This is a genomic window from Phreatobacter cathodiphilus, from assembly GCF_003008515.1.
Taxonomy (GTDB): Bacteria; Pseudomonadota; Alphaproteobacteria; order Rhizobiales; family Phreatobacteraceae; genus Phreatobacter; species Phreatobacter cathodiphilus.
The window spans coordinates 1,575,168-1,586,689 of record NZ_CP027668.1 but is presented as its reverse complement, the minus strand read 5'-3'; the positions used below and the strand labels follow the sequence as shown (position 1 = coordinate 1,586,689).

General features: G+C 70.0%; 10 protein-coding genes. 8 read left to right on the top strand and 2 right to left on the bottom strand.

The window, feature by feature from the left end; translation table 11 throughout:
• Positions 1-33 precede the first annotated feature (33 nt).
• The 4 genes from C6569_RS07735 to C6569_RS07720 all read left to right on the top strand — a co-directional run bounded on the left by C6569_RS07735 (position 34) and on the right by C6569_RS07720 (position 3,506).
• Positions 34-834, top strand: coding sequence for an invasion associated locus B family protein (locus C6569_RS07735; protein WP_106748303.1), 801 nt, complete (start codon positions 34-36; stop codon positions 832-834).
• 129 nt (positions 835-963) lie between these two features.
• Positions 964-2,004 (top strand): HpcH/HpaI aldolase/citrate lyase family protein, encoded by a 1,041-nt coding sequence (locus tag C6569_RS07730; protein ID WP_106748302.1) that lies wholly within the window; start codon positions 964-966, stop codon positions 2,002-2,004.
• Positions 2,005-2,099: 95 nt separating this feature from the next.
• Positions 2,100-2,435, top strand: coding sequence for a heat shock protein HspQ (hspQ, locus tag C6569_RS07725; RefSeq protein WP_106748301.1), 336 nt, complete (start codon positions 2,100-2,102; stop codon positions 2,433-2,435).
• 75 nt (positions 2,436-2,510) lie between these two features.
• On the top strand, positions 2,511-3,506 hold the full coding sequence (locus tag C6569_RS07720; protein ID WP_106748300.1) for an AEC family transporter: 996 nt from the start codon (positions 2,511-2,513) through the stop codon (positions 3,504-3,506).
• Between the two features lie 4 nt (positions 3,507-3,510).
• On the opposite strand, the gene C6569_RS07715 is transcribed toward C6569_RS07720, so the two are convergent.
• On the bottom strand, positions 3,511-4,731 hold the full coding sequence (locus C6569_RS07715) for a UbiH/UbiF family hydroxylase (protein ID WP_106748299.1): 1,221 nt from the start codon (positions 4,729-4,731) through the stop codon (positions 3,511-3,513).
• A gap of 104 nt (positions 4,732-4,835) precedes the next feature.
• Between C6569_RS07715 and C6569_RS07710 the strand changes: the two genes are divergently transcribed.
• Entirely contained in the window at positions 4,836-5,537 is a 702-nt protein-coding gene (locus tag C6569_RS07710) for a CDP-alcohol phosphatidyltransferase family protein (RefSeq protein WP_106748298.1), read from the top strand.
• Here C6569_RS07710 and C6569_RS07705 read toward each other — a convergent pair.
• Positions 5,530-7,233, bottom strand: a complete 1,704-nt coding sequence (locus C6569_RS07705) for a SulP family inorganic anion transporter (protein WP_106748297.1) — start codon at positions 7,231-7,233, stop codon at positions 5,530-5,532. The genes C6569_RS07710 and C6569_RS07705 overlap by 8 nt on opposite strands.
• Positions 7,234-7,388: 155 nt before the next feature.
• On the opposite strand from C6569_RS07705, the gene uraH reads away from it, so the two are divergent.
• Genes uraH through xdhB form a run of 3 tightly spaced genes read left to right on the top strand, consistent with a single transcriptional unit; the run spans position 7,389 to position 11,519 of the window.
• Positions 7,389-7,745: a hydroxyisourate hydrolase gene (uraH, locus tag C6569_RS07700; RefSeq protein WP_106748296.1), complete on the top strand. Its 357-nt coding sequence runs from the start codon at positions 7,389-7,391 to the stop codon at positions 7,743-7,745.
• Positions 7,742-9,217, top strand: coding sequence for a xanthine dehydrogenase small subunit (xdhA, locus tag C6569_RS07695; protein ID WP_106748295.1), 1,476 nt, complete (start codon positions 7,742-7,744; stop codon positions 9,215-9,217). Before uraH ends, xdhA begins: the two co-directional genes overlap by 4 nt.
• Positions 9,207-11,519: a xanthine dehydrogenase molybdopterin binding subunit gene (gene xdhB / locus C6569_RS07690; RefSeq protein WP_106748294.1), complete on the top strand. Its 2,313-nt coding sequence runs from the start codon at positions 9,207-9,209 to the stop codon at positions 11,517-11,519. The genes xdhA and xdhB overlap by 11 nt, the downstream gene beginning before the upstream one ends.
• The last annotated feature ends 3 nt before the right edge of the window (positions 11,520-11,522 follow it).

The following is an 11,522-nucleotide window of genomic DNA, read 5'->3' as shown; positions in this document are numbered from 1 at the left end:
CCTGCGCTTCGGACACGATCGAAAGGACCTTTCATGTCGTTCTCCGCCAAAGCCGCGGCTCGCGTCGGAGCAGGCCTCGCTCTCGCGCTGGTGCCCGCTTTCGCCCTGGCGCAGGCCCAGCAGCGCCCGGCGCAGCGTCCGGCCCAGCCTGCTCCCGCTCAGGCCGCCCCGGCTCAGCCCGCCGCCCCGGCCGCTGGCGCCCAGGACAATCTCGCCGCCATCCAGACTCCCTGGGTGAAGCTCTGCGACCAGGTTCCGACCGACGAGCGCACGCCGCCGACGACGAAGAAGCTCTGCATGGTCGTGCAGGAGACCCGCGCCGAGAACGGCCAGATGCTCGCCTCCGTGCAGATCCGCGACCTCGAGGGCGAGAAGCCGCGCCTGATCATCGCCGTGCCGGTCGGCATGTCGCTCCAGCCGGGCATCCGCGTCGTGCTCGAGGGCCAGGGCCAGGCGCAGCCGCAGGCCATGCGCTACGAGGTCTGCCTGCCGAACGCCTGCTTCGCCCAGATGGAACTGCAGCCGGAGTTCCTGACCCGGATGAAGCGTTCGACGAACCTCAACATCCAGGTCGTCAACATGAACAACCGGGCCATCTCGCTCGGCATGTCGCTGCAGGGCTTCCAGGCCTCCTATGACGGCGAGCCGGTGGACCCGAAGGCCTACGAGGAGAGTCAGCGCCGGCTGCAGGCCGAACTGCAGCGCCGCGGCGAGGAGGCCCAGCGCCGCCTGCAGGAGCAGCAGCAGCGCCAGCAGCAGGGCGCCACCCCCGGTGCCGCGCCCGTCCCGGGCGCGCCGGCCGGCATGCAGCCGCTCGCCCCGCCGCAGCGCTGACGCTTCTCTGCCAGCCATTCCCGAAAGGGCGCGGACCGGTTCCGCGCCCTTTTTTCGTCCATCCGCCCTTCCACGGAATTGTGCGGTGCAACCGCCTCCTGTAGCGCTGGTCGCAACGAGGAGTGGGACATGAAGTTGCCGCGCAACGTCTACAAGCCGCTGGCGATCGGGGCCCCCGAGCCCTACCGGGAGTTGCCGGTCCGGCTGGAGCGGATGATCCATTTCGTGCCGCCGCACCTGGAGAAGGTGCGGGCCAAGGTTCCGGAACTCGCCAGGAGCGTCGACATCGTGCTCGGCAACCTCGAGGACGCGATCCCGCTCGACGCCAAGGAGGCGGCGCGCGCCGGCTTCATCGCCATGGTGAGGGAGACCGATTTCGGCACGACCGGCGTTTGGACGCGCGTCAATGCGCTGAACTCACCGTGGATTCTCGACGACCTGACGCAGATCGTCGCCGAGGTCGGCAACAAGCTCGACGTCATCATGCTGCCGAAGGTGGAGGGGGCCTGGGACATCCACTATCTCGACCAGCTCCTCGCCCAGCTCGAGGCCCGCCACAGGGTCGCCAAGCCGATCCTGATCCACGCCATCCTGGAGACGGCCGAGGGGGTCAAGAACGTCGAGGAGATCGCCGCGGCCTCCCCGCGCATGCACGGCATGAGCCTCGGGCCGGCGGATCTCGCGGCCTCCCGTGCCATGAAGACGACACGGGTCGGCGGCGGCCATCCCGAATACAAGGTGGTGGCCGATGCCGGCGGCGAGGGGCCGCGCGCCGCCTACCAGCAGGATCTCTGGCACTACACGCTCGCCAAGATGGTGGATGCCTGCGCCGCCAACGGACTCAAGCCCTTCTACGGTCCCTTCGGCGACTTCTCCGATCCTCTCGCCTGCGAGACGCAGTTCCGCAACGCCTTCCTGATGGGCTGCGCCGGCGCCTGGACCCTGCATCCCTCGCAGATCGACATCGCCAAGCGTGTGTTCTCGCCCGATCCGGACGAGGTCGCCTTCGCCGCCCGCATCCTCGCCGCCATGCCCGACGGATCGGGGGCGGTGATGATCGACGGCAAGATGCAGGACGACGCCACCTGGAAACAGGCCAAGGTGCTGGTCGATCTCGCGCGCATCGTCGCGGCCAAGGACCCGGACTTTTCCGCCCGTTATGCGATCTGATCGGCAGGGTCATCCGTAAAACGCGTGAAACGGCGTTGACACGGCGGTCCCATGCCGCTTTTGTCCCGCCCCCGAAGCGCATCCAAGGGACCGGCGTGATCGACAAGCCGCGGCAAGCCAAGTTCAAGATCGGCCAGATCGTGAAGCACCGGATCCATCCGTTCCGGGGCGTGGTCTTCGACGTGGACCCGACCTTCGCCAATACGGACGAGTGGTACGAGGCGATCCCGGCCGAACTCCGGCCCTCCAAGGACCAGCCCTTCTATCACCTCTTCGCCGAGAACGAGGTGACCGAGTACATCGCCTATGTCTCCGAGCAGAACCTTTTGATCGACACCAGCGGGGAGCCGATCCGCCATCCGCAGGTCGACGAGGTGTTCGAACGGGGCGCCGACGGCGAATACCGGGTCAAGCGCTCGGGCCTTCATTGATTTGGGCTCGGCCGTTGACCCCGGCCGTCGCGCCCGCTAGCGGTCGCTGACATCCCGCCGCGCAGCGATCCATCCATGCTCCAGGTCCTCAACCTCGCGATGCCGTTCTTCGGCCTGATCGCGCTCGGCTTCTTCACAGCGCGCTACAAGGCCTGGAAGGGAACTCCCATCCCCGAGGCTGGCCTCGCCTGGATGAACGTCTTTCTCATCTACATCGCGCTGCCGGCCCTGTTCTTCCGCATCCTGGCGCAGACGCCGCTGGAAAAGCTCAACAACGTGCCCTTCGTGGTCGGCACGACCTTCGCCACCTTCACGGTCTTCGTGCTCGGTTTCGCCTACGTGGCCTGGCGGTCCGGCGGCCATACCGGCCACGCGACCGTGGCGGGCGTCGCCGCCGCCTATGGCAATATCGGCTATATGGGCCCGGGCCTCGCCTTTTCGACCATCGGATCGGAGGCGGCGGCGCCGGTGGCGCTGATCTTCTGCTTCGACAACATCCTGCTGTTCTCGCTGGTGCCGCTGCTGATGGCGCTCGACGGCACGACGCGGCGCTCCATCCTGTCGGTGGTGGGGGAGGTGATCGTAAAGATCGTCACCCATCCCTTCATCCTGGCGACCGTCGCCGGCGTCGTCTCGGCCTTCCTTCAGTTCAAGCCGCCGGAAATGCTCGACCGGCTGCTCGCCTTCCTGCAGAACGCGGCGGCGCCCGTGGCACTGTTCACCCTGGGCGTCACCGTCGCCCTGCGCATGGAGAGCTTCGCCGCGCTGGGTCGCGTCGCCGCCGCCATCTCGCCGATCCTTGCCCTGAAACTGCTGATCCACCCGGCGCTCGCCGTGCTGATCCTGTCGTTTCTCGGGACCTTCGAGCCGTCCTGGGTCTATGCCGCGGCGCTGATGGCCTGCCTGCCGCCGGCCCTCAACGTCTTCATCATCGCCCGGCAATACGACACCTTCGTCGAGGAGGCGTCGAACGCGGTGCTGCTCGGCACCGTGGTGTCGGTCGGTACGCTGACGAGCGTGCTCTATCTCGTGAAGAACGAGCTCCTGCCGATCAACATCTTCTCGCCCTGACCGTTCAGGCTGCGTCGCGCGCGGCGGGACGCATCAGGCGCGGCGCCGCCTGGGAAGGCTGCAGCCCCTCGCGCATGAAGGCGCGCCGCAAAGGGCCGATCTGGTCCAACGCCCAGAGGCCGGCACCCCGGACGAGGTGGACCGGCAGGAAGGGCGAGAGCAGCGAACGGTTGAGCACGTCGATGGCGAAGGTGCGGCTGACGATGTCGGCGCGGCGGGCGCGGTCATAGGCCGCCATGGCGCGACCCCCGCCGAGCGGCTCGCCGGCGGCCCGGGCATCGGAAAGGCAATCGGCGAGGGCCGCACCGTCGCGCATGCCGAGATTCAGGCCCTGGGCACCGATGGGCGGCACGACATGGGCAGCCTCGCCGACGAGCGCCGCGCCCGGCACCGCGAAACGGCGGGGCGTCATGGCACCGAGATCGTAGCGGCCGCGGCCGGGCTCCGGCGTCACCCGGCCGAGGATGGCCTCGGAGCGCTTCTCGATCTCGCGGGCGAAGGCGCCGTCGTCCATCGCCAGCAGCGCATCCGCCTCGCGGGGCGTGACGACGCAGACGAGGCTCGAGCGGTCGCCCGGCAGCGGCACGAGGGTGAAGGGGCCGGTGGGCGTGTGGAACTCGGTGGAGACGTCGCGGTGGGGCCGGCTATGGGCGAAGGTCGCGGTCACCGCCGTCTGCGGATAGCGGGTGGCGACCACCTCGATGCCGGCGGCCTCCCGGACCTGCGAGCGGCGGCCGTCCGCCCCGGCGACGACCGTGGCGGAGAGCACCTCCCCGGAGGCGAGGGTGAGGGTTCCGCCGGGGATGTCGACGCCGGTGACGTGTCCCTCGACCAGGGTGACGCCCCGGTCGCGGGCGCAGGCCAGCAGGGCTTCGCCGATGTCGTCGTTGGCGAGGTTGAAGCCGAAGGCGTCGAGGCCGATCTCTTCCGAGCGACCCTCGAAGACGGGTGCGCGCAGGAGACTGGCGGTGGCATCGACGAGGCGCATGACCCTGAGCGGCGCAGCATGGGGCCTGAGGCGGTCCCAGACGCCGAGACGCTGCAGCGCGAGGACGGAGCCGTCGAGCAGCGCCGAGGTGCGCCGGTCGGTCGCCTGGCCGGGCAGGGCGCCGACGACGGCCACGTCGAACCCGGCGTCGGCGAGTGCGAGCCCGGCGAACAGGCCCGCCGGTCCGGCGCCGACCACGACGACGTCGAATCTCACCCTGGTCGCGATGTCGCTCATGCGCCTTGCCGCCTGATGCCGTGTCGGGCCACTCTCCTAGCATCCGGCTGCGTCCTGCCCAAGGTCCAGATCGCCGCGGCGGGCGGCCCGGAGGACAAGGGGCGATGATGGCGGAGAAGGACAGGGGAGCCGGATCAGCCGTCGCCGTTCATGTGTTCACGGCCTCCGGGGCGGTGCTCGGGCTCCTCGCGTTGCAGGCGGCCGCCGAGCGGCGCTTCGCCGCCGTCTTCCTCTGGCTCGGCCTCGCCCTGGTGGTGGACGGGATCGACGGCACCATCGCCCGCCGGCTGCGCGTCGCCGAACGCCTGCCGCGCTATTCCGGCGAGATCCTCGACCTCGTGGTCGACTACCTCACCTATGTGGTCGTCCCGGTCTTCGTGCTGCTCCAGGCCGGGCTGGTGCCGGACGGCCTCGCCTGGCCGCTGGCGGCGGCGATCCTCGTCTCTTCCGCCTTCTATTTCGCCGACGGCGAGATGAAGACGCCGGGGGGCGGGTTCCGAGGCTTTCCCGCCATCTGGAACGTGGCGGTCTTCCTCGTCATGGTCTTCGCCCTGCCGCCCGCGGCCAATGCGGTGATCGTTCTCGGGCTTGTCTGCGCGACCTTTGCCCCCTTCGTCTTCGTCCACCCCTTCCGGACGGTCGCGCTGAGAGGGCTCACCGTCGCCGTGCTAGTCCTTTGGATGGCCGCGGCGGCCGCGGCCGTCGTGGCCGATCTCGCGCCCACGGCGCCGGTCACGATTGTGCTGGCGCTGGCCACCGCCTATCTCGGCCTCGTCGGTTTCCTGGTGCGGGAGCCCGTCAGGTGACGGCGAGCCGGGCTTCGGCCGCCCGCATCGCGTCTTCCGCCGACGCGGCGAGGGTAACGCGCGGCTCGGCGATGCCGAAATGGGCGAGGGTCTGCCGGCCGCCGTCGCGCAGGCCAGTGATGACCACGGCGGTCCCGGCGCGCTCCAGCTTGTGGACGAAGCTTTCGAGCGTGTAGGCGCCCGTCGTGTCGAGGAAGGGCACGTCCGTCATGTCCAGGATGAACACGGCGGGCGGGTCGCCGATGCGGTCGAAGACGGAGGCGACGGTCGCCGCCGCGCCGAAGAAGAAGGCGCCGCTGAGCCGGTAGGTGACGATGCGGCGGTCGGCGCTGCGGGCGGGGTCGAAGCGGCCATGGCCGTCCGCGCTGTCGGCCACGTCCTCGTCGAGGAGCCGCACCTTGCTGTCGACCGCCATCGCCTCGGCCATCCGGTGCATGAAGAGCAGCGAGCCGAGGACGATGCCGACGCCGATGCCCGCCGTCAGGTCGACGAAGACGGTGAGCAGGAAGGCGGCGAGGAGGACGAGCGCGTCGCCGGCGGAGGCCCGCAGCAGCATGGCGAATTCGCGCTTCTCCGCCATGTTCCAGGCGACGATGGCGAGGACGCCGGCGAGCGCCGCCAGCGGCACGTAGCTCATCAGGCCGCCGGCGAGGGCCAGGAAGACGAAGAGGAAGACGGCGTGGGCCATGCCGGCGACGGGGCCGCGCGCGCCGGCGCGCACGTTGGTCGCAGTGCGCGCGATCGTGCCCGTGACGGGAAGGCCGCCGAAGAGAGCGGAGGCGATGTTGGCGACGCCCTGGGCCACCAGCTCGCAATTGGAGCGGTGGCGCCGCCCGGTCATGCCGTCGGCGACGACGGCCGAGAGGAGCGATTCGATGCCGCCGAGCATGGCGAAGGCGACGGCTGGCACGATCAGTTCGCGGACCCGGGCGAGGGAGAGCCCCGGCAGGCCGTTGAAGCCGATGCCCGTCGGCAGGGTCCCGAAGCGCGAGCCGATCGTCTCGACGGGCAGTGCGAAGAGCGCCGTCGCGGCGGCGCCGAGCGCCACCATCACCAGCATGCCGGGCACGGCCGGCCGCCAGCGCTTCAGCGCCAGGATGCCGCCGATGGCGAGAGCCGCGATGGCCACGGCGACCGGATTGACCGTCGGCAGGGCCTGCCAGAGCACCGGCAGCTTGTGCAGCATCTCCGGCGGTTCGGGCCCCGAGAGGCGCAGCCCGAGGAGGTCGCGGACTTGGCTGACGAAGATGATCACGGCGATGCCGGCGGTGAAGCCGACGGTGACGGGATAGGGGATATACTTGATGTAGGTGCCGAGCCTGAGGAAGCCGACCGCGACGAGCATGATCCCCGCCATGAACGTGGCGATCACCAGGCCGTCATAGCCGTGCACGGCGATCGTCGACGCGACGAGGGGGATGAAGGCGCCCGCCGGGCCGCCGATCTGGAAACGCGAGCCGCCGAGGGCGGAGATGAGGAAACCGCCGACGATGGCGGTGATCAGCCCCTTGTCCGGCGTCGCGCCCGAGGCGATGGCGATGGCCATGGAGAGCGGCAGGGCGACGATGGCGACGGTGAGGCCCGCCACCGCATCGGTGCGCAGGTCCCTCCATCCATAGCCCTCGCGCAGGACCGTCACCAGCTTCGGGGTGAACAGGTCGCGGAAGGACGCTTGCGGGGCGGGACTGGGCGTCATGGAATCGGTTCTGGCGGGGGCGGTCCGACCCTAGGCGCAGTCGCTGCGGCGCTGCGTCCGCACAAATACGTGGGCTGCCGGCAGGCCAGCCCGTCTTTTTGCGATGCAAAGCCGGCGTCTTCGTGCTCACAATGGCGCGACAGAGGAGCTGCCGCATGCCCGGACACCTTTCCACCCATGTCCTCGACACGGCGGCCGGACGCCCCGCCGCGGGCATCGGCTACCGGCTCTATGCCATCGACGGCGACACGCGCCGCCTCATGGCCGAGGGCCGCACCAATGCCGATGGACGCGCGCCCGAGCCCCTGCTGACGCCGAAGACGATCCGCAGTGGCCCCTACAGCCTCGAATACGACGTGGCGGCCTATCATCGCGCGGCGGGCGTTCCGGTCGGCGATCCGCCCTTTCTCGACATCGTGACGCTGCGGTTCAACGTGACGGCGCTCGACCAGCACTACCACGTCCCGCTGCTACTCTCCCCCTACGGCTACACGACCTATCGCGGCTCATGACGACACGGCCCATCCGCTTCCTGCACCGGGGCGCCGTGGTCGAGGCGCAAGGCTTTCCGCCGATGACGACCGTGCTCGACTGGCTGCGCCTCGACCGCCGCCTGACCGGCACCAAAGAAGGTTGCGGCGAGGGCGATTGCGGCGCCTGCACGGTGGCGCTCGGCCGGGTGAAGCACGGCCGCCTGGCCTATGAGCCGGCCAATGCCTGCATCCTGCTGCTCGGGCAGATTGACGGCGCCGAACTCGTCACCGTCGAGGATCTGGCGGACGGCGAACGTCTGCATCCGGTGCAGCAGGCGCTCGTCGATCATCACGGCTCGCAATGCGGCTTCTGCACGCCGGGCTTCGTGATGAGCCTGTTCACCCTCTACCAGGAGGGTGCGGGCGCTGACCGGGACGCCGTGCTGGATCGGCTCGCCGGCAATCTCTGTCGCTGCACCGGCTATCGCCCGATCGTCGATGCGGCGCTCGCCGCCTGTTCCGCGGCCCCCGACGACGCGCACGCCCGGCGGGGCGCGGCGACCGCGGCGGCGCTGGCAGCCCTCGCCGATGGCGACGACGTCTTCGTCGGCAACGAGGAAGCCTTCTTCGCCGCGCCAGCCTCGCTCGATGCCCTCGCGGCGCTCATGCAGCGTCATCCCGATGCGACGCTGGTGGGCGGGGCGACCGACGTCGGGCTGTGGATCACCAAGCATCTGAGGGCGCTGGCCAGGATCGTCCATACCGGCCGGGTGGCCGAGTTGCGGGCGCTGTCGCAGACGGACGAGGCGCTGACGATCGGCGCGGCCGTCACCTATGCCGAGGCGGCGCCGGCTCTGGGCACGTTTGACCCCGACGTCGCCTTGCTTCTCCAGCGCCTCGGCTCGGCGCAGGTGCGCACCGCCGGCACGATCGGCGGCAACGTCGCCAATGGTTCGCCCATCGGCGACATGCCGCCACTCCTCATCGCGCTGGGGGCGGAGGTGTCCCTCCGGCATGGCGAGACCGTGCGGAGGCTGCCGGTCGAGACGTTCTTCCTCGCCTATGGCCGCCAGGACCGCCTGCCGGGTGAGATCCTGACCTCTCTGACCGTGCCGAAGCCGGGGGCAGACGAGCATCTACGGGCCTTCAAGATCGCCAAGCGCCATGACCAGGACATTTCCTCCGTCATGATGGCGCTCAAGGTCCGGCTCACCGAGGGGCGCATCAATGAGGCGCGCATCGCCTTCGGCGGCATGGCCGGCATCCCGAAGCGCGCCGCGGCGGTCGAAGCAGCGCTCGAGGGCGTCGCCCCCGACGACTCGGCGGCCATCGGACGGGCCGTGGCGCGGCTGGGCGAGGATTTTTCGACGCTCGACGACCACCGCGCCTCCGCCGCCTACCGGCTGAGCGTCGCCGGCAATCTCGTCACCAAGGCGCTCGCGGAAATCGCAGCCGGTGACCGCTCGACGACGCGGCTCGCGCCGCTCGGGGGAGCCTCCCATGCGGCCTGAGCGGGACGGGGAGAGGCTGCGGCACGTCCGCCGGTCGATCCGCCACGACGCGGCGGAGCGGCACGTGACGGGCGCCGCGCCCTACATCGACGACATCCGCGAGCCGGAGGGGACGCTGCACGTCGTGCCGGGCGGATCGCCGGTGGCCTACGGCCGGCTCGTCCGGCTCGACCTCGCCCCGGTGCGTGCGGTTCCCGGTGTCGTGACCGTCCTGACGGCGGACGACATTCCCGGCGCCAACGACGTCAGCCCCGTGGCCGGCGACGACCCGCTCTTCGCGGCGGAGACCGTATCCTTCCACGGCCAGCCGCTCTTCGCCGTGGTGGCGGAAAGCCGGGACGCGGCGCGGCGCGCCGCCCGGCTTGCGGTGGTCGAGGTGGAGGAGGCAGCGCCCCTCGTCGACGTCGCCGAGGCGCTCGCGGCCGACGCCGACCTGATGCCGGCCTACTCATTCCGGCGCGGTGATCCCGAGGCGGCCATCGCCGCGAGCAGCTACCGGGTCGACGGCGAGATGCGGATCGGCGGCCAGGAGCATTTCTACCTGGAGGGGCAGGCGGCGCTGGTCGTCCCCGAAGAGGACGGCACCTTCCTCATCCATTCCTCCACCCAGCACCCGAGCGAGGTGCAGCACGTCGTCGCCCGGGTTCTCGGCCTGCCGGACGCCGCCGTCGAGGTGGCAGTGCGGCGCATGGGCGGCGGCTTCGGCGGCAAGGAGAGCCAGGCGAGCGGCTGGGCGGCCATGGCGGCGCTGGCGGCGCGGCTCACCGGTCGTCCCGCCAAAATCCGGCTCGACCGCGACGACGATTTCGTCATGACCGGCAAGCGCCACGACTTTCTCGTCGGCTACAGCGCCGGCCACGATGCCGACGGCCGGCTGGAGGCCGTCGCCGTGCAGTTCGCCGGCCGCTGCGGCTACAGCCACGACCTGTCGTCCTCCATCAACGACCGGACGATGTTCCACGCGGACAACGCCTATTTCTATCCGCAGGTGCACATCCACTCGCGGCGGTTGAAGACGCACACGGTCTCCAACACCGCCTTCCGCGGCTTCGGCGGGCCACAGGGCATGGTCTTCGCCGAGCGGCTGATGGACCGCATCGCCTGGGTTACCGGGCGTGATCCGCTCGACGTGCGCTACGCCAATCTCTATGGCACGGACGAGCGCAACATCACGCCCTACGGCATGACCGTGGAAGACAACGTTGCCGGCGAGATCATGCGGCAGCTCGAGGCCTCCAGCGACTATCGCGCGCGGCGCGAGCGTATCGCCGCCTTCAACGCGGGGTCGCGATTCCTCAAGAAGGGGCTCGCCCTGACGCCGGTGAAGTTCGGCATCTCCTTCACCACCACTTTCCTCAACCAGGCCGGCGCCCTCGTCCACGTCTACCAGGACGGCTCCATCCACCTGAACCACGGCGGCACGGAGATGGGGCAGGGGCTCTTCATCAAGGTGGCGCAGGTGGTGGCAGAGGAGTTCGGCGTCGCCCTCGACCGGGTCCGCATCACCGCCACCCATACGGGCAAGGTGCCGAACACCTCGCCGACGGCGGCCTCCTCCGGCACCGACATGAACGGCATGGCGGCCCGCAACGCGGCGGCCGAGATCAAGGGCCGCATCGCCGAGTTCATCGCCCGCGACTGGCAGGTGCCGGTGGCGAGCATCAAATTTCGCGACGACAGGGTGTGGTGCGGCGAGAAGAGCCTCGTCTTCGCCGAGGTGGTGAAGAAAGCCTATCTCGCCCGCACGCACCTGTCGGCGGCGGGCTTCTACGCCACGCCGAAGATCACCTGGGACCGGCCGAAGGCGACGGGGCGGCCATTCTTCTATTTCGCCTATGGCGCCTCCTGCTCGGAGGTGACGATCGACACGCTCACGGGTGAGTTCACGCTCGATCGTGTCGACATCCTCCACGATGCCGGGCGATCGCTGAACCCGGCCATCGACATCGGCCAGATCGAAGGGGGCTTCGTCCAGGGCATGGGTTGGCTCACCATGGAAGAGCTCGTCTTCGACGCGAAGGGGCGGCTGCGGACCCACGCGCCCTCGACCTACAAGATCCCCACCGCCCGCGACGTGCCGGCGGATTTCCGCGTCGCCTTCTTCGACAATCCCAACCGGGAGGACACGATCTATCGGTCCAAGGCCATCGGCGAGCCGCCGCTGATGCTGGCCAATTCCGTCTTCTCTGCCGTCGCCGACGCGGTCCATGCGCTGAGGCCGGGCCGCCCCGTGCATCTCGACGCTCCGGCCACCCCCGAGGCGATCCTCGTCGCCTGCGGGAAGCAGACCGGGGAGGGGTGAGCG